Origin of the sequence: Brachyspira hyodysenteriae ATCC 27164 (assembly GCF_001676785.2) — a bacterium.
Taxonomy (GTDB): Bacteria; Spirochaetota; Brachyspiria; order Brachyspirales; family Brachyspiraceae; genus Brachyspira; species Brachyspira hyodysenteriae.
On the sequence record NZ_CP015910.2, the window covers coordinates 952380 to 971950 of the forward strand.

18 protein-coding genes, 1 other RNA gene and 1 pseudogene are annotated in these 19571 nt (G+C 25.9%); 12 read left to right on the top strand and 8 right to left on the bottom strand.

Features of this window, described 5'->3' with window-relative positions:
* Position 1: 1 nt before the first annotated feature.
* Positions 2 to 838: a class I SAM-dependent methyltransferase gene (locus BHYOB78_RS04325; protein WP_012669581.1), complete on the bottom strand. Its 837-nt coding sequence runs from the start codon at positions 836 to 838 to the stop codon at positions 2 to 4.
* Positions 839 to 1268: 430 nt separating this feature from the next.
* Between BHYOB78_RS04325 and BHYOB78_RS04330 the strand changes: the two genes are divergently transcribed.
* The 3 genes from BHYOB78_RS04330 (at position 1269) to BHYOB78_RS04340 (ending at position 3794) form a co-directional block, all read left to right on the top strand.
* Positions 1269 to 2000, top strand: coding sequence for a DUF2715 domain-containing protein (locus BHYOB78_RS04330; protein ID WP_020064089.1), 732 nt, complete (start codon positions 1269 to 1271; stop codon positions 1998 to 2000).
* 312 nt (positions 2001 to 2312) lie between these two features.
* Positions 2313 to 3083 (top strand): DUF5723 family protein, encoded by a 771-nt coding sequence (locus BHYOB78_RS04335; RefSeq protein ID WP_020064088.1) that lies wholly within the window; start codon positions 2313 to 2315, stop codon positions 3081 to 3083.
* Between the two features lie 108 nt (positions 3084 to 3191).
* Complete coding sequence (locus tag BHYOB78_RS04340) at positions 3192 to 3794, top strand: hypothetical protein (protein ID WP_020064087.1); 603 nt, start codon at positions 3192 to 3194, stop codon at positions 3792 to 3794.
* A 2-nt stretch (positions 3795 to 3796) separates the two neighbouring features.
* Here BHYOB78_RS04340 and BHYOB78_RS04345 read toward each other — a convergent pair whose 3' ends face one another.
* From BHYOB78_RS04345 to BHYOB78_RS04355, 3 genes are all read right to left on the bottom strand, one after another.
* Positions 3797 to 4636, bottom strand: a complete 840-nt coding sequence (locus BHYOB78_RS04345; RefSeq protein ID WP_012669587.1) for a glycosyltransferase family 2 protein — start codon at positions 4634 to 4636, stop codon at positions 3797 to 3799.
* A gap of 102 nt (positions 4637 to 4738) precedes the next feature.
* An RNA gene (rnpB, locus tag BHYOB78_RS04350) (RNase P RNA component class A) lies at positions 4739 to 5079 on the bottom strand.
* A 1007-nt stretch (positions 5080 to 6086) separates the two neighbouring features.
* Positions 6087 to 6854, bottom strand: coding sequence for a sulfite exporter TauE/SafE family protein (locus BHYOB78_RS04355; protein ID WP_020064085.1), 768 nt, complete (start codon positions 6852 to 6854; stop codon positions 6087 to 6089).
* Between the two features lie 246 nt (positions 6855 to 7100).
* On the opposite strand from BHYOB78_RS04355, the gene BHYOB78_RS04360 reads away from it, so the two are divergent.
* The 4 genes and pseudogenes from BHYOB78_RS04360 (at position 7101) to BHYOB78_RS04375 (ending at position 11501) form a co-directional block, all read left to right on the top strand.
* Positions 7101 to 8312 (top strand): DegT/DnrJ/EryC1/StrS family aminotransferase, encoded by a 1212-nt coding sequence (locus BHYOB78_RS04360; protein ID WP_020064084.1) that lies wholly within the window; start codon positions 7101 to 7103, stop codon positions 8310 to 8312.
* Positions 8313 to 8415: 103 nt separating this feature from the next.
* A pseudogene (locus BHYOB78_RS04365) lies at positions 8416 to 9264 on the top strand (Rpn family recombination-promoting nuclease/putative transposase).
* 222 nt (positions 9265 to 9486) lie between these two features.
* Entirely contained in the window at positions 9487 to 10437 is a 951-nt protein-coding gene (locus BHYOB78_RS04370) for a glycoside hydrolase family 3 N-terminal domain-containing protein (protein ID WP_020064083.1), read from the top strand.
* A complete protein-coding gene (locus BHYOB78_RS04375; RefSeq protein ID WP_020064082.1) occupies positions 10401 to 11501 on the top strand; it encodes a glycoside hydrolase family 3 N-terminal domain-containing protein in 1101 nt (366 codons plus the stop codon). The genes BHYOB78_RS04370 and BHYOB78_RS04375 overlap by 37 nt, the downstream gene beginning before the upstream one ends.
* A gap of 14 nt (positions 11502 to 11515) precedes the next feature.
* Here BHYOB78_RS04375 and BHYOB78_RS04380 read toward each other — a convergent pair whose 3' ends face one another.
* Both BHYOB78_RS04380 and BHYOB78_RS04385 read right to left on the bottom strand, forming a co-directional pair.
* Positions 11516 to 11812 (bottom strand): helix-turn-helix domain-containing protein, encoded by a 297-nt coding sequence (locus BHYOB78_RS04380; protein WP_020064081.1) that lies wholly within the window; start codon positions 11810 to 11812, stop codon positions 11516 to 11518.
* A gap of 325 nt (positions 11813 to 12137) precedes the next feature.
* Positions 12138 to 12782, bottom strand: a complete 645-nt coding sequence (locus tag BHYOB78_RS04385; protein WP_020064080.1) for a cyclodeaminase/cyclohydrolase family protein — start codon at positions 12780 to 12782, stop codon at positions 12138 to 12140.
* A gap of 143 nt (positions 12783 to 12925) precedes the next feature.
* Between BHYOB78_RS04385 and BHYOB78_RS04390 the strand changes: the two genes are divergently transcribed.
* The 5 genes from BHYOB78_RS04390 to BHYOB78_RS04410 all read left to right on the top strand — a co-directional run bounded on the left by BHYOB78_RS04390 (position 12926) and on the right by BHYOB78_RS04410 (position 17053).
* Positions 12926 to 13534 carry a hypothetical protein gene (locus BHYOB78_RS04390; RefSeq protein ID WP_020064079.1) on the top strand — a complete coding sequence of 203 codons (609 nt, stop codon included), beginning with the start codon at positions 12926 to 12928 and terminating at the stop codon, positions 13532 to 13534.
* Between the two features lie 422 nt (positions 13535 to 13956).
* A complete protein-coding gene (locus BHYOB78_RS04395) occupies positions 13957 to 14958 on the top strand; it encodes a metal ABC transporter substrate-binding protein (RefSeq protein WP_020064077.1) in 1002 nt (333 codons plus the stop codon).
* A complete protein-coding gene (locus BHYOB78_RS04400) occupies positions 14958 to 15650 on the top strand; it encodes a metal ABC transporter ATP-binding protein (protein WP_020064076.1) in 693 nt (230 codons plus the stop codon). The genes BHYOB78_RS04395 and BHYOB78_RS04400 overlap by 1 nt, the downstream gene beginning before the upstream one ends.
* Positions 15647 to 16474, top strand: a complete 828-nt coding sequence (locus BHYOB78_RS04405; RefSeq protein ID WP_012669598.1) for a metal ABC transporter permease — start codon at positions 15647 to 15649, stop codon at positions 16472 to 16474. Before BHYOB78_RS04400 ends, BHYOB78_RS04405 begins: the two co-directional genes overlap by 4 nt.
* A 15-nt stretch (positions 16475 to 16489) precedes the next feature.
* A complete protein-coding gene (locus BHYOB78_RS04410; RefSeq protein WP_020064075.1) occupies positions 16490 to 17053 on the top strand; it encodes a TIGR03943 family putative permease subunit in 564 nt (187 codons plus the stop codon).
* 95 nt (positions 17054 to 17148) lie between these two features.
* On the opposite strand, the gene BHYOB78_RS04415 is transcribed toward BHYOB78_RS04410, so the two are convergent.
* Positions 17149 to 18195 (bottom strand): DUF3089 domain-containing protein, encoded by a 1047-nt coding sequence (locus tag BHYOB78_RS04415; RefSeq protein WP_020064074.1) that lies wholly within the window; start codon positions 18193 to 18195, stop codon positions 17149 to 17151.
* A 128-nt stretch (positions 18196 to 18323) separates the two neighbouring features.
* Positions 18324 to 19556, bottom strand: a complete 1233-nt coding sequence (locus BHYOB78_RS04420) for a dihydroorotase (RefSeq protein ID WP_020064073.1) — start codon at positions 19554 to 19556, stop codon at positions 18324 to 18326.
* Positions 19557 to 19571 lie beyond the last annotated feature (15 nt).

Genomic DNA, 19571 nt, shown 5'->3' on the forward strand with positions numbered 1-19571 from the left:
ATTATTCTTTAGTTTTACCTATGATAGCTTGCTGACATATATCATTATATCTAGTATCTCTTTTTCTTTTTTCTATTATTACTATACCGTCATAATAATGAATAGAGTATGTGCTGTCTGTAAAAGCATTCGGATATAAATCATCTTCTTCGGTAGCCCAATAAGCATTAAGTGAGTCTATTAAATTTTTTGTATATTCTATGTATGAATTAGGATTTTTATAACCGCCTCCGAAATTAGGCCAATATGAAGTATAAACATCTTCGCATAAATAGATACCATCATCTTTTACATGTTCATACATCTCTTCAAAAGTAGTTATTTGCTGATTCATTCTATGTCCGCCGTCATCTATTAAAATATCTAGTTTTGGAATTTGGCTTTTTACTTCTTTTAAAAATTCTCTGTCATCTTGAGAGCCTATGAATATTTTTATATTATCCTGTTCAAATTGTTTGCATTTAGGGTTTCTATCTATTGCATATATATTGATATTGGCTTCAGGGTTATTGTTTCTAAAATATTCCCTCCACATTTTTACAGCACCGCCGCTTCCAACTCCGATTTCCATCATATTAATATCTTTGCCTCTATATTTAGAAAAATGTCTTTCGTATATATCAAAAAAAGGCAGATGTTTGAATATAGCTTCTCCTTTATTATTCAAAAAGTAATTATGCAAATCATATTTAGATTGATCTTCATCTTTATTTATGAGTATATCTCTAATAATTTCTAATTTTTTTTTATCTTCTTCGCTGTCGCTTTTTACAAGTAAAAGGTTTTTATGCTTTTTCACTCTTAATTTTTTTATTTCAGATTTTTTACCTTTTTTCATCTGTATTCCTTAAATTAATGAATATAATTAATATTATGTTAATTCTTTATACTATAAAATTTCAAATTGTCAAGGATTACAACATAAATATATTGTATATATAATAAGTAGTAAATATAATTGAATAATATAATTTTTATAATATATTTTATTGACATTTATGTAAAAATATTGTATACTTCAATACCTAGTATGGTATATGAGAAAATTGCAAGGACGTAATATGCCTCATTCAATTAAATTTTTTCATTAAAATCAATTAATTTAGAATCATATCTTTTAATTAAAATATATTTTTCTTTTTGTGCTGCGAATATTATTTTAAAATATTTGCAGCATTTGTTTATTTTCATTTCAAACTTTCATGATAACTTATTGAATATTAATATTCATTTGTTATAAATAAAAAATTATTATTAGGAGTTTCTTTATGAGAAGCGTTAAAAAAATTATTTTAACATTGATGATGACATCAGTATTAAGCGTATCAGCGTTTGCTGCAAGCAGTTTTGAGGCTATACTTAATGTACCTATAGGATTAAGTGTAGGTTTTCACAATTTTAAACTCAAAGATGTACCTTTTAAAAATGAAATTGAAAAACAAGCAAAACAAAATAGCGGTGTAGGTTTTGATATTGGTGTAACAGCTCAGTTAGGTTATATGTTCCAAGTAAAAGAAGGTTTCGGAATTAGTGTTTTAGGTGAAATAGGGTACAGTCATGATTCTTATGCTTTTGTAAATGCAAGCGATAAAAAACTTACTCAATCTTTTACATTTGAAAGCATACAGGTTGGACTTCTTCCTAAATTTAATATAGGTGCTTTTGCTATAGGTGTAGGTGGAGGAGTTAAAATACCTTTATCTGGAAAATTGTATTCAAAATATGATGGTAAAGATGTAACAGGATCTCCAGTAAAAGCAAATTCATCAGATATAAAAGATAATTTTAAGACTCCTGTTATAGGATATATTAAAGCTACTTTTGATTATTCAATATTCTTCACTGATAATATAGCTATGAATGTAGGACTTTATGCAGGATATGATTTTGGTATGAGTATGTCTGAACAATTAGCGCCTAAATACGTATTTGAATACATGAATTTCTCAAGTTTTGATATAGGCTTACAGTTAGGATTAAAATTCGGACCTAAAGCTTAATTAAGTTTTACAAAAAATAATTATATAGGGAATAGTTTATTAATTAATAAGCTATTCCTTTTTTGCATCTTATTTAAATTAGTGAATATAATTAATATTATGTTAATTTTTTACATTATAAATTTAAAATTGTAAAATAACTATATAAATCAAATTGAACAAAAACATATTTTATTTTTTTTATTGTTTTTAATATGAATTATTATTATTTTATCTGTAAAATTAAGATAAATTATTATTTTTATATTGTAAAAAATATTTAAAATGTTAAAGTTTATAACATAGAGAATAAATTAAGGAGTATGAAAACTTATGAGAAAAATATTACTTTCTATTATAATGTTTACTGCTATGGTATCTACATCATTTGCTATTGATGGAGGATTTGAGTTTATATTAAATGTACCTGTTGGAATGAGTGTTGGTATTTATGATTATGATTTAACTGATAGAGCTGAAAATGCTGATGTTTGGCTCAATGGTGAAATAAGAAATACAGTTGGAAGAAATAGCGGAATTGGTTTTGATATAGGTGTAACTGCACAGCTTGGTTATATGTTTAAGTTTACTGATAATTTAGGATTAAGTGTTCTTGGTGAAGTAGGATATAGTCATGATACTTATTCTTATGTTAGTAAACTTGATAAAAATATTTCAGAGACATATACTTTTGAAAGTATACAACTTGGTATACTTCCTAAATTTAATTTCTTTAATTTTGCTGTAGGAATAGGAGGAGGTATTAAATTTCCTATGGCTGGAAACTACCATGCAAAAGTTGGTTCACTTACTTATGATACTAAAATAGATTCAGATTATATGAAAAGAAATTTTAAAACAGGTGTTATTCCTTATATAAAATTTACTTTTGATTATTCTATTTTCTTTACAGAAAAACTTGCATTTAATATAGGCTTATATCTTGGATATGATTTCGGAGTAGAGCCTAATTTATATTCAATAAATACAGGTCTTCCTAATTGGAACTTGGGTAATAATGTTTTAGTAGTTGATGAAGTTAGTTATTCTAGTTTTGATATAGGATTACAATTAGGATTTAAATTCGGACCAAGAACAAAATAAAACAAAATTAAAATATTATAATTATAGAATTAAAAAAGAAATAGTTTATCTTTTATTTTAGATGACTATTTCTTTTTTATTTTTATTATTTAGTTGTAGGTTTATACTATGAATAATGATATTAATAAAATTATGGAAATTGCTAATAATAATCAGAAAAAAGCATTTAGTATTATAAAAGAGCTTGATATTGAGAAAACTTTTAAAAATATTGGAGCAAGAATTAATTTAGTTGGTTCTTTAAAAATGGGATTATTGATGAAAAATATGGATATTGATTTTCATGTATATAGTTCAACTCTTAATATAGAAAAAAGTTTTTCAGCGATATCAAAAATAGCATCTAATAATAAAATACAAAAAGTAACATATAGTAATCTAATAGAAACGGATGAGCATTGTATAGAATGGCATTTATTTTATCAAGGCAATGATATAGATAATAATGAAATTTGGCAGATTGATATTATTCATATATTAGAAGGTTCTTATTATGACGGATATTTTGAAAAAGTTTCTGATGATATTATGAGTATGCTTACTGAAGAAAAAAGAAATATAATATTAAAATTAAAATATGAAACTCCTGACAATATAAAAATAATGGGAATAGAATATTATAAGGCTGTTTTAAAATATGATATTAAAACTTTTGATGAGTTTATAAAATGGAGAGATAAACAATTATTTAATGGCATAATAGAATTTTAAATTTATTTTTTATTATCTTTATAAACATTTTCTTTTTTTGATATATTAAATTTTGAAAGTATATAAACTACACCTATTAAAAATCTTAAAAAGTACATTGATATTGAATAGATAGGGTGTAGTAATAATTTTTTCCATTTTCCTTTTTCTATATATACTCCAAAGTAGCGGTAGAACATACCAAATTGTTTTTTAGTTGTTTCATCATGTCCCCATTTTTTGAAATAGTTATCAAAATTAGATGCATAATAACTTTTTTTAACTATATATTGTTTTAGAGTATGATTTTCATGATGAAATAATGGAGATTTTATTATGTCAACTTGTCCTATTTCTTTTATTCTTCTGTCTATATCCCAATCTTCTGTGCCATTTAAGTTTAAATCAAATCCGCCTATTTTTATGAATGCCTCTCTTCTAAAGAATCTTACAGCATCTATTACTGTGGCATCATAAAAAGAACGTTCAAAACTTCTTACTCTGTTAAAAAAACTGTTTCCATAAATTTTTTCTGGTATATAAATAGCCTGAACATCTTTATTATTTTCAAAAATTTCTAAGCATTCTGTTATAACATTTTCTGATAAAGTCATATCAACATCTAAAAATCCTATTATTTCGCCGCTTGACATTTCAGCTCCATAATTTCTTTGTGCAGAACGTTCAGGGCCTTTAATAAAAGTTTTTGCTCCCAATTCTTTGGCTATTTCAACAGTTCTATCAGTTGAGCTATTATCTACCAATATTACTTCTGTGTCTTTATAGTTAGAGTTTTTTACTGCATTGATACAATCAGCAATGAAATTTTCTGAGTTTTTAGTCGTTATAATTATGCTTACCATTTATTTACCAATTTTTATTTATAATGCATAAATAATATATTCATAATAAAAAAATAACAATATAATTTAATTATTTTTAATTTTATAGATGTGTAAATTATAATAAAAAGCGGAGCTATAAGCCGTATTCTGTCATTTAAGGTAAACATTTATCTACGCATTATATCACTACAATGCTTTAGCGAGCCACCTGAAACATAGGAAAAGGGCAATCCGTTTCTGTTTGCTCTTGCCTCTCATGGGGTTTACACTGCCATTCATGTCGCCATAAATGCGGTATGCTCTTACCATGCCTTTTCACCCTTACCAAATTGGCGGTATATTTTCTGCTGCACTTTCCATAGGCTTTCGCCTTCAAGCCGTTAGCTTGCATGAAGCCCTTTAGAGGTACGGACTTTCCTCAGTATTAGTTACTTAAATACCGCGTTTACCCACTCCGCATAGTCAATTACTTTATTATGAAAACTACAAAATGTCAATCATTATTTTTATTATTATACTAGTACATACCTAGTGGCTTTGTATTGCTTAAATACAAAATATAATGAAAAAATCATCTACATTATTATTAATAAATAATATATTTAGTAGATAAAAAGAACATAATAATATAATTGCTTTATATATAGATAGAAAAATATACTCCTTAAAAAAATTTTGAGGTTATGATTAAGCTTTATAATCTTTTGAAAGAGAATTTATAATTATTAAATGTATGCTTATTACATACTAAAAATTTTTAAGTTTGTCATTTTTTATTCAACTTTTTCCCGCCGTACACGCTCTGCGGACTTCGTCAAAGTTGCTGCCGCAGGCACGCTTCGCGAAAGTGCAAGGTATAAGATTAGTACTAAATAATACTAAAATTGTCTTATATGTAAGATAACCTATTAAATTAAAGTCCTATATGTAGTCTTTCGCGAAGCGTATCCGAGCCTGTCGAGGATATAAGCTTCTTTGTGGCAATACCATACCTAAAGGTACTCCTTTTAGTCGCAAAAGAACTGGGGTGCTGCACGCTGTGTACTTCGTAAGGGCAAAGCCCTGCAAATATTTAAAAAAATAATAAAATAATTTTTAACAAAATATAGTTGTTTATGTATATACTAAAAATTTTTAAGTTTGTCAACTGATGAACTTTATGTAAATTTTATCAACTTTTTTGTCGCACAAAAAAGTTGCAAAAAACGCAATTGCTAGAACTTTATATTAAAAACATGCCTATTAAATATATGGTATATCCTATAAAAATGCAGTTCTTCGCGAAGCGTATCCGAGCCTGTCGAGGATATAAGGTTCTTTTATACCAATACCGAAAGGTACCTACTCGGTAAAAGAACTGGGGTGCTTGCGTAAGCACGCAGAGCGGTGGGCAAAGCCCTGCAGATATTTAAAATTTAAAAAAATTATTTCTGACAAAATATAGTTGTTTAGGTATATACTATATTTTCTATCTAATTATATCTATTAATATTTTCAATGTAGTTAGTAAGGAAATAGTTACGAATATTGGTTTTATAACTTTTATTCCTTTCTTTATAGCGAATTTAGCACCGAAGTAAGTTGATGTCATTATAAAAGGTATAACGAATATACCAGCCATATAGTTAACTTTTCCCTCTATAGCAAATATTATTAATGAACATAAATTGCTTGTAAAATTCAAAGCCTTAGCATTACCAGATGCAAGAAGAAAATCCATTTTGAAATAAAGTACAAAAAACATTATTAAAAAACTTCCTGTACCTGGTCCGAATACAGCATCATAAAAACCTAAAAGAAAAGCAAAAAACATTCCTATTATATAGTTTTTAGTTTTAAGATTATTTTCATCGAATTTATTTTCCGTACCGAAAGTTTTTGAAAATAAAGTATATATACCGACTGCCAAAATAAGTATCATTATCAATGGCTGTAATATTTTTGCATCTATAAGTACAATAACTTGAACACCTACAATAGAACCTAATATTGTCATAGGTATTAAAAATTTTATTAATTTAGAAGTAAGTTTTCCATTTTTGAAGAATGTAAATGCAGAAACTATAGCTCCTGAAGTAGATGTAAATTTATTTGTAGCCAAAGCAGTATGAGGAGGAATACCGGCTATTAAATATGCTGGCAAACTTATAAGTCCGCCGCCACCCGCAGCAGCATCAACGAAACCGGCTATAGAACAGCCTATTATTATAATTATTAAATTTTCTATACTCAGCATAATATCAGTACCACTACTTTTTTATATTATAAGGCAATTATAAAAATTGGAGCATCTGTAGGTTTATTTTACAGAGCTTTTAAAAAATAATTTTTATTAGCAATAGATATTATATCTTTGATGATTTTTTGTCAAATAATTTATTATGAATTCTTATTGATTTATTTTTTATATGTTATATATTTAGTAAACATAAGTTTTAATTATGTAAACTAAACATAATATTTTAAATATAAAGGATTAAGCATGAATAAGAAAATACCTTTTTCACCTCCGGATATAACAGATAGTGAAATAGAGGCTGTAGTTAATGTATTAAAATCAGGCTGGATTACAACAGGACCGGTAAATAAAGAATTTGAAGAAGAGCTCTGTAAATATATAGATGTAAAAAGAGTAAAGTTATTGTCCAGCGCTACATCAGCTATGGAATTGGCATTGAAAATATTCGGAATAGGTGAGGGTGATGAAGTAATAGTACCTGCTTATACTTATGCTTCTACTGCAAATGTTGTAGTTCATTTGGGTGCTAAAGTGGTATTTATAGATGCTAAAGAAGATGATTTTAATATAGATTTAGAAAGACTTGAAAAAGCGATTACTAATAAAACCAAAGCTGTTATTGCAGTGGACATTGGTGGGATGCCTTGCGATTATGATGCTATTATAAAAATTTTAGAAAGCAAAAAAGAATTATTTAATGCATCAGAAAATAAATATCAAAAAGAATTAAAAAGACCATTATTTTTACTCGATGCTGCTCATTCAATAGGTACTATTTATAAAGGAAAAAGAACAGGTTCACAGGCTGATATGTCTTCTTTCTCTTTTCATGCTGTAAAAAATATAACAACTTCAGAAGGCGGAGCATTATCTTTTAATGATATAGGCAATATAAATGCTGATGATATATATAAAGAAATTTCTGTATTATCTTTACATGGACAAAATAAAAGTGCTTTCGATAAAAACAAAGGCGGTAAAGGAGCTTGGAGATATAATATAGAATTAGCTGGTTATAAATGTAATATGAGCGATTTGCATGCTGCTATTGGATTATCTCAGCTTAGAAGATATGATTCAATGCTTAATCATAGAAAAAAAATTGTAAGTATTTATAATGATATTTTAAGTAAAAACAGCAGAATAATACTCCCTAATTTTAAAAATAATGAAACAGAATCTTCTTATCATCTTTATTTGATGAGAGTAAAAGATTTTGAGGAAGATGACAGAGATTTGCTTATAGATAAAATGTCAGAATTTGGCATAACATTGAATGTTCATTATTTACCTTTGCCTGCACATAAGGCTTATATAGATTTAGGATATAATATTGATGATTATAAAAATGCATTTAATTTATATAAAAATCAGATAACATTGCCTTTATACAGCACATTAAAGGAAGAAGATGCTGAATATATAGCTCTTAATATAATAAAGTATTTGGATTAATTTTTACATATTATATTTTTTATAATATGATTGATTTTAATATTAAAATTTTTATAAAATCATAAATATTTACTTTTATTTTCTTTTTGTTATAATTTTTTTTATGAGAAATATTAACAGAATGAATGATTACTTTGTGCGTTATCTTTTAGGCTCTATTGGTAATGAAGATATACTTGAAAATATAGTTAATTGTGTTCTCAGAGATTCTGGTTTTGAGGAAGTTTATAATTTAGAAATAATTAATCCGCATAATCTGCCTGAAAACATTAATTTAAAAGAGTCGGTTCTTGATGTTAAAGCAATTACTAAAGATAATAAAAAAATTATTATAGAAATACAATTATCAGGAAATATAGATTTTGTTAAAAGGATATACTATTATATTTCAAAAAATATTGTTAGTGAATTAAATGAAAATGAATCCTATGATATTATTAGTCAGGTTATAAGTATTAATTTTGTAAATTTTAATATGGACTTTGGAGATGAAGGCAAAGCTCATAGATGTTTTAAGCTTATAGATATTCAAAATCATGATGTATCATTGGATATTATTCAAATGCATATAATAGAAATACCAAGATTTATAAAAATATTGAATAATTCAAATTTAGATGATATTAAAAGAAATAAAATATTATCTTGGATTGAATTTTTTACAGTAAAGGATTTAGATAAAGTTAAATAAAAATTAAAGGAGATTAATGAGATTATGACTAAAGTAATAGATAAATATGAAAGATTTATATCAAGTGAAGAAGAGATGGAAGTTTATAATGCTAGAGATGTATTTTTATATGGACAAACTTTAATGCTTAAAAGGGAAAGAGAAGAAGGTATAAAAGAAAATCAAATATTAATAGCTAAAAATATGAAAAATGATAAAGTAGATGTTAATACTATTTCTAAATATACAGGATTGAGTATAGAAGAAATAAAAAATTTGTGAGTTCATTACATTTGCTATAATGTCATGGGTTATTAAGGGATAAGTTTTTTCATAAGTGAAATAATAAATATAAAAACTATAATATAAATAAAAAATTGCTAGAGTATAGTAAGTTTTCAGAATGTTTGCAAAGTCATTTGCTAGATATAAACAGCTAACAAATTTTTTATGTATAAATAAAGAAAACTATAATAAATATTCTTAAAATAATTATTAATAATAATGTTGTATATTATAATCATAACTATAATACTATTTTCTGTATTAATTTTTTTATTTATTACACATATTAATATTGATAATAAAAAAAATGATTTAAATAATATTAATAATCCAAAAGAAGTATTAAGTATTATTTCTGTAAAGAATTATGATACTAAATTAATTAACATAATAAATACAACTAAAATATCAGGAATTATAATAAATATTGATGATTTGGATATTGATGATCTTGCTAATATTATCAAAAATATTAAAAGGAGTATTAATAGAAAAATATTTATAGCATTAGATCAGGATTATAAATCTACTTATAATATAGCCTATAATCAGAAGTTTAAAGTATATCCTAGTTATATAGGAGAGAGAAAGAGCGAAGAATATGCATACAAAATAGCATATGATAGAGCATTAAAATTAAAGTCATTAGGTATTAATATGATTTTATCACCTATATGTAATACCTATTGTAATGAAAAATCACATTTAAAAGAAAATATATTTACAAATGATAAAATACTTGCTTCAAGGCTTATATATCAAACTGTAAAGGCACAAAAAGATGCAGGACTTATAACAGCATTAAAATATTTTCCAAAATACTATGATGATGAGTTATATATAGATAAAGAAATAGATAATGTAGAAAATATATTGGATAATAGAGAAACATTTTTGGCAGGAATAAAAGCTAATGCTGATATTATAGTAATATCGCATATTAAAGATACTGATAAATATAAAGATTTTCTTATTAACAATATGAAATTTAAAGGCATTATAATGACTGATTATATTAATGATAATAAAAATATAATTAGTTATGGAATAAATGTTTTTGCCTATAATTATTATAGAAACAAAAATATTAAAAATATGATAGAAAATAATTTAAAAGATACGGATCTGGAAGTATGTTCAAAAGTATTAAATTTAATAAAAAAATTGTAAAAACTATATTGTATTTGTTTTTTATATTATTATTTATTTATGCATGTAAAACAGCTTCAAATGTTATTGAAGAACGTGTATATATAACAGAATTAAAAAAAGATTATCCTGATTTATCTGATTATATAGATAAAGTTGCTGAAATGGACAAAAAAGAGAGAAGAGGACTTCTTTTAATGGTAGGTATAAAGGATAAAGTACTTTCAGAGGAAACAATTAAAACTCTTAAAGATAATCATATAATGGGAGTCATACTTTTTGATTATAATATAAAAGATGAAAAACAGTTAAAAAAATTAACATCAGATTTAAGAAAATATGTTAACCCAAATATGTTAATTTCTATAGATCAGGAAGGAGGAGAAGTTAATAGAATAAAATTTGATAAATTAAAGGATATATCTCCAAAAAATATAGGCGATTCAAATAGTAATGAATATGCATATAATATAGCTTATCAAAAATCTAAGTTTTTATTGGATCTAGGTATTAATATGATATTAGGGCCTTTATGCGATATACCTAATGACAGCAATTCATATATATATAATAGAAGTTTTTCTACAAATATTAATATAGTATCTGAAATGGTTTCAAATACTGTGAAAGCTCAGAGAGATGCGGGTATAATAAGTGTATTAAAACATTTTCCAGGTCATGGAGATACTGCTGTCAATTCTCATAATGATTTCCCTCATATTGATAAGACTACAAATGAATTGTTATCAAATGAATTTATTCCTTTTAAAAGCGGTATAGATGCAGGGGCAGAAATGGTTTTAGTAGCACATATAAAAAATAAATATATAGATAATAAAAATACGGCTAGTATGTCTAGAAAATATACTGATATCTTAGAAGAAGATTTAGGATTTGACGGCATTGTTATTACAGATGATTTAGCTATGACAGGAAGTATTGATAAAGGTATTAATTTTGGTATTAATTTGATAAGTAACGTATATGAGAATGTAGAATATATGTTTAAAGATATAGATGCTGACATACTCTCATGTGCGAGATTATTAAAAATAATTTCAGAAAATGATTTATCCCGCACATAGAAATATCATCAATTTCAATTGGCCTGCTTCTTTTTTCTATTGCTGTTAGGATTTCTCTTGTATGTTAGAGTTTCATCTAATCCTGATTTAACATATTCATTAATAATGTTTACAACAGTATGGTAAGTAACATTATATTGTTTAGCTATATCAGTGTGAGTAAGTCCTGTATTTTTCTTTTCATCTAATGCCAAAATGATATTTGCTATAGAAATAAGTCTTTTTGATTTTCCTTCCTTTTTAATAAATTCTTTGATTTTTTCCTTTTCCTCTTCACTTAAGGATATCATATGCTTAGTTGTTATGCTCATTCGAACCTCCTATTAAAAGAATACATATAACTAACAATTAAGGATAAAGAGATTTTTAAGAATAAAATTATAAAAATATAGTCAAAGAATAAAATATATTTGCTAAAATATAAAAAATAATTTAGATACATTATATCGAAATATAAAATAATCTAATATATTTTTATTCCAATATATATTTTATAAACCCTTGTTGTATTAGAAAGATTATCATAATATGAATAAAATATCAATATGAAAAAATAAAATTAGAATTTCGTATAAAAAATCTTACATTTATAACATAATTTCAGACAAAAAGAACATAATAAATATTATTATTTTATTATATTCTAAATAATAATATTTCTTTTTCTATGTTATAAAAATTATTTTCTATAGTATTTAAATATTCTTTTGTATTTATTTTTATATTATTTAAAAATGAATCATCATTTATAAGAGGGATATTTATGTTAATATTAAGTACGGATCCTTTAGCGCATGCAAACACTAAAACATAAGCTGAAGCAATATCTGTAACAACATTACTGTTTCCATATTTAATTACTGTTTTAAAGAATGGCATTAATTCATAACAAGATTTTAAAGCACTGAAAGGAATATCTATAGCTTTTTTAGCAGCTTCAGATATAGCAGTTTTTCTTTTTTCTTTTTCTTCATCTGTATTTTTAGGCAGCTTCATAGCTTCCATAAAAGCATTAAAACTTTCAGCATCTTTATCTACTATTTCCATTAATTTATTTTTGATAATTCTTATATTTTCTATAGCATTATTAAAATTATCTTGTTCCTCTTGACTTAATTCCAAAAACTTTTTTTTATTAACTGTAAGATGTCCAACCATACCAGCCAATGCACAAGCTAAACTTCCTACTGCCCCCATAACACTTCCGCCTCCTGGAGCAGGAAGAGAACTATCAACATCATTGATATAATCTATTAATTTTTTATCTATTAATTTTGACATATATAATAACTCCGAAATTATTTGTAATATACTATTGAACTTGATTCTAATATATCATAAAATAAATATCAATAGTAAAAAATATAATATTGTCATTTATTATTTTTATGATATTATATCTAAAGTAAAATTAAGGATTTTTTATGAAAAAACTAATATTTTCTTTGATTATTTCTTTATTTTTTATAAGCTGTTTAGATTGTACTCAGTATGTAACTGTAGATGAAAATGAAAATATCACAGTTGTGGCAATAGTTACAGTGTCTAAATCTTTAATAGAATTAGCAGCATATTCAGAAGGATATGAAAATGGAGTTCCGGATTATTATTATGAAGAAATATTGAGAGATATGGAAAATGAAGCTAAAACTTCTTATCCTAGAAATTTTAAATTCAAGTATATAAATAATGATAATGAAATAGGTCTTTATATAAATGGTATTGTAAAAGAAAGTTATTTAACTGAAGATGATAATTCATTATTACCTGTAAGAGATGGAAATAGATTTACATTTACTCCTTTTACATATTCTGAAAATACTTCTGAATATAAAGAATATGAATCTATGTATAGTTCTATGAAAATGAAACTAATAGTTTCAAAATCTTATATACCAACTGTAAGCTCATGCTATCTTTCTTCTTATGATGGAGTAAAAGATGTTAATGTATATGATTTAAAAGATGCATTTTTAATAGAAATTCCTATATTTTCAGGTATAGACAGTCCTGTTTTATATATTGAACTATAATATGTATCTTTAATTGAACAACATAATTGACAATTATTTTTTATTTATTATAATATAAATGTTATGAGATTAGTGTTAATATTACTTGTTTTTATTCTATCTGTATATGTTTTTCCTGCATTTTATGTACTTCATCACTCACATCATCATGTGCATCATTTAAATGAGCATTGTGAAACTTGTATGGAAATATTTTCTATAGTAAAAGCAGTAAGTAAGATAATAAGATTTTATAATATATATAATTCTGTAATAATATATTTATCTATTTCATGTATATTTTTTGTTGTAATAAGAAAATATATATTTTATTTAAATAATAATCCCACAAAGTTAAAGGTCAAGCTGATAAATTGATTTTAAATTTTTTATATTTTAAGAATTTGATAAGTTTTATAGTTTTTAAATATAAAGGATTTTAAATGCAAAAAAAGATATTGATTTTTTTAACTATATTATTATTTTCTATAACTTCATGCAATGATGCTAATAAAAATAATAATAAAACTAGTAATGGTAAAATAAATGTTGTAGCAACAATATTTCCAATATATGACTTTACCAAAAATATAGCTTTAGATAATATTAATCTTCAAATGATAATAAAACCTGGTATAGAGATTCATTCATTCAATACCACACCTGCTGATGTAATAGATATACAAAATGCTGATGTATTTATTTATATAGGCGGTGAAAGTGAGGCTTGGGCTGAAAAGATCGTGTCTTCTATGGATACTAATGGTAAAAAGATAATAAGACTTATAGATTATGTAAAAGCATTAGATGAAGAGATTGTAGAAGGTATGGAACATGACGAAGATCATAATCATGAAGAAGAGGCTAATCATAATGAGCATGAAAATGATATTGGAGAAAGCCATACTCATGAAGGTATTTATGATGAACATATATGGACTTCTCCAAAAAATGCTCAATTAATGGTTACAGCAATATGTAATGCATTATCAGAAATTGATGCTGATAATGCAGATATATACAAGTCAAATGCTGATAAATATAATCAGGAATTAACAGCATTAGATGAAGAAATAAGAAATGCTGTAGGCTCATCTAAAAGAAAAAATATAGTATTCGGAGATAGATTTCCATTTAGATATTTAGCAGAGGAATACGGATTGGAATATAGAGCACCTTTTACAGGATGCAGCAGTCAGGTGGATGCAAGCCCTAAAACTATTGCATATTTAATTAACTATATAAAAGATAATAAAATACCTTATCTCTATTATATAGAATTGAGTAATGAAAAAATAGCAAATACTTTGATTGAACAAACAGGGGCTTCAAAATTGAAACTTCATTCAGGACAAAATGTAAGCAAAGAAGAATTTAATTCAGGCATTACATATTTATCTATTATGAGAGATAATTTGGAGAGTTTGAAAAAGGGTTTGAATTGATGTTGAATATAAAAGATTTATCGGTATTTTATGACAGTAATGAGGTATTATCTAATATCAATTTTTCTTTGAATAAAGGAGATTATCTTTCTATAATAGGTGAGAATGGCTCAGGTAAAACCACTTTAATAAAAACAATACTTGGACTAATAAAACCTAAAAAAGGAAGCATATCTTTTAACAGCATAAAGAAAAATGAAATAGGATATTTACCACAGCAGGGAATAGTACAAAAATCATTTCCTGCAAGCGTGTTTGAAGTTGTTATTTCAGGCAGATTGAATAAGAAAAAGTTTCTTCCATTTTACACTTCTAAAGATAAAAAAATAACTTTGGATAATTTGAAAAAACTTAATATAGAAAATTTAAAAAACAAGTCATATAAAGATTTATCCGGAGGACAGCAGCAGAGAGTGGCATTAGCTAGGGCATTATGTTCTACAAAGGAATTATTGATACTTGATGAGCCTTCTACAGGACTTGACCCTATAGCTACGGTTGATTTATATAATTTAATAAAAAAACTAAATGATGAAGTAACTATTATAATGGTTTCGCATGATATATCGAATGCAGTTAAATATTCTAATAAAATACTTCATCTAAATAAAAATATGCTTTTCTTTGGAGGTACAGAGAATTATATAAAAACGGATATATATAAAAGAATATCAGGGGAGGATATGAAATGATTGCTTTGATTCAGGAACTTTTTTCATATACCTTCATTGTAAGGGCAGTTATAGTTGGAATATTAGTTTCATTATGTGCTGCACTTTTGGGTGTTAATTTGGTTTTAAAAAGATATTCTATGATTGGTATTGGGCTTTCTAATGTAGGATTTGGAGCTTTATCTCTTTCTTTGATGTTTGGATTTTCTACGCTTCAGCTTTCAATACCTATAGTTGCAATTGCTTCAATACTGCTTTTAAGATTAAGTGAAAACAGCAAAATAAAAGGAGATGCTGCCATTGCTTTAATATCCAGTGTATCTTTAGCTGTTGGTATAATAGCCATTACAGTAAAGACAGGAATAAATACAGATGTATGTAATTATATGTTTGGCAGTATACTTGCTATGAGCAAAAGCGATGTTTATATAAGTATTGCTGTAAGTATTGTAGTTATAGTACTTTATGTTCTTTTCTATAATAAAATATTTTTAGTAACATTCGATGAGAATTTTGCCCGTGCTGTTGGAATAAATGCTGAATTTTATAATATGCTTATATCTATACTAACATCTTTGATTATAGTACTAGGTATGAGAATGATGGGAGCTATGCTTATATCAAGTTTGATAATATTTCCGGCACTCACTTCTATGCGTATATTTAATACTTTTAAAAGTGTTGTAATTTCATCGGCTATATTATCTGTGTTCTGCTTTTTTATAGGTATAATAGTATCTTTTCAGCTTGAATATCCTACAGGAGCATGCATTGTTATGGTGAATTTAGCCATGCTTTTAATCTTTTCTATTGTAGGTAAGTTTATAAAATTAGGGGCAAAATAAAAGGAGTAATATAGTATGAAAAAAGTATTGTTTTTATTTTTTATATTATTGGCATTTTCTTATTGTTCAAAAAAAGAATACAATGACGGTTGGTTTAATATAGAAAAAAATTACGCGGATATACCTCAGAAAAAATATGATTACAGCGGTATAGATAGTAATTCTGAAAATGATAATGAGCTTAAACAGGATAAAATAGATACATCAAAAATTGATATGAATAATGTAATAGAGATAAAAGAGAGAATGTTTATTAATCAATGCAATGATGTTTATTTAAATCCTGAAGATTACAGAGGAAAGCTTATAAAATTGCAGGGAATATATGACGGATTTACTGATAAAGAAACAGGCGAGAAACTTAATTTTGTATTCAGATATGGTCCTGGCTGCTGCGGATATGACGGGGTTGCTGGTTTTGAATTCGATTATAAAGGTAATATACCTAATCCTCAGGATTGGATAGAAGTTATTGGTGTTGTAGAAATATTAGAGATAGATAATTATGAAACAGTAAAACTCAATGCTATAAGTTTGAATGTTTTAGATAAAAGGGGTAAAGAGTTTGTAGCTAATTAATTTTGACAATTTCGTATATTTATATTTTATAAACCATGTTGCGGGCAGGATAATAAAAGGATATATTATCCTGTCCATTTTTTATTCATTTATAATTATTTCCAAAAAGCTCCGACTCTTTTTCTTACATTTTCTTTTAAATCATAATAGTAAAGAGCAATATCATAAACATGGTAAACACCTTTTTCAAAAACTCCTACGCCTCTCACATAAAAATCATCAGGATTTATAGTGCTGCATTTTATAACTCCTCTTGCTTTATCAACTTTAGCATCGGCTATCTTTGAAGGGTTGCCTGAATTTGTAACTATATTAGCATCAGGATTTCCATAATTATGAGATATATTAGCTCCTAAACTCTGTTCTTTAGTTGCTAAAGTTTCGTCCAATGTCCAAGATATAGGATTTATTGAAATAGCTCCTTCAAGAAGACATGGATTATATCCATTAAAATCTGGAGCTTCTGTATTATAAGAAATTATTACTCCTGTATCATATTCACTGTTTGCAAATCTCAAATGAGGATTTTCATCTAAATCTTTTTGAGTAACAGAATATCCGAATATATAAGCTGCTACCATTCTATTTTTTAAATTTTCATTTGTTTTGAAATAGTCAATTAATATTTCTTTTATCATCATAGCACCTTGAGAATGCCCTGCTAATATGAATGGCTTTCCATTGTTATAATTTTTAATATAATAATCGAATGCTGCTATTGCATCTTCTTTAGGTGAAGAATAGAAATATTTATCCTGTTCTTCTTTAGTTATATTATTATTTGTATTCATTAAATATAAAGCATCAGCCTGTCTGTAAAAAGGAGCATACACATTTCCAACTTCTTCAAATATTCCTGTTTGTTCGAGCATTGAATTTGTAACTGTGCTTCTAATTGGTTTATAATCTATTGGGCATACTATGCTGTCATTTGTATTTGCTCTTACCCAAGTTGTAGGGTATAGATAAAATACATCTACTTCATTTGATGTTGAAGGTATATTAAGCCAATTATTTTTGTCTGAATAATCTGTGATTGTTGTTGTTTCTGCTGTATTATTATTTGCAGAACAGCTTAGAATTATAATACTTGATAAAATAGCAATAAAGATTTTAATTTTTATCATTTGAATTCCTCTCATTATTTTTTAATAGAATAAATATTATAATGTATAAAAATTAAAATCAATAACAAATTATTATTATTGTTATACTCGCTTTCGTCTATAATAAACTAGTGAGTAAAGTTAATAGCTGGCTTCGGCTTGCTTTAATTACTATAAGTTATTTCTTTTCCTATAAAATTATCAGTGAATTTGCCATTATTGTATACTATATTTCCGCGTACTATAGTAGTTAAAAGTTTTCCGCCTCTTTTGAAACCTATATAAGGAGACCAACCTGCTTTAGTGATTATATCTTTTTCTTCTATTTCTGAATTATCATTTAAATCTATTATTACTAAATCGGCATCATAATTTTCTTTTAATAAGCCTTTATCTTTCATAGAGAAAATTTCAGCAGATTTTTCACTCATAATTTTTGTAAGTAATTTTAAATTTATAGTATTATCATTAACTTTTTTGAGCATTAACTCAAGCGAATGTTCAGCAGAAGGAATTCCGAAAGTAAGTTTTTCTAATTTCTCACTTATCAAATGAGGGGCATGATCCGTTCCTATTGTGTCTATAGTACCGTCTAATATAGCATCCCATAATGCTTTATTGTCTGACTTTTCTCTTAATTCAGGCTTCATTCTAAGGAGCATTTTATTTCTATCATTTTTATTAACATCTTCAGTATTCAAAAATAAATGATGAGGAGTAGCTTCTCCGTAAATTATCATTCCAGAGTCTTTTGCTTTTCTTAATGAATCAATTTCGCTTTCAAGTGATAAATGGCATAAATATAATGGAGTATTAGTATTTTTTGCTATTTTTATTGCCTTATCAACCATTTTATCTTCAGCATGAACGGTAACTATTTTTGATGCTTCAAATAATTTTTCTAATATTTTATCATCTTCTACAAGCATATTTCCTGTAGAAGCATTAAAGAAAATTTTTGTTGATGCAGCTTCATTAATAATATTTTTTATATCATTACTATTATCTGCTTTGCTTCCTCCAAAATGAAAGCCGTAATCTACATAAGATTTTCCAATCATCATAGATTTTTTAGCAATTAGATTTTCTTTTGAAATAGTATTAGGTATAGTGTTAGGCATATCCAAAAATACTGTAATACCGCCTCTGGCACAAGCTTTACTTCCAGAATTAAAATCTTCTTTATGAGTAAGTCCTGGATCTCTCATATGCGTATGAGGATCTATTATGCCTGAAAGCACATAATTGTAATTTGCATCTATTATATCATCTGTTTTATTGTCAGATAAATATTTTTCAAAATTATTATCATAATCTATATTTTTTATTTTTTCATTTTCTATTATTATAGATACTATTTTGTCATTATTTGCAATTTTAGCATTTTTTATTATCATAATTTACCTAATAAT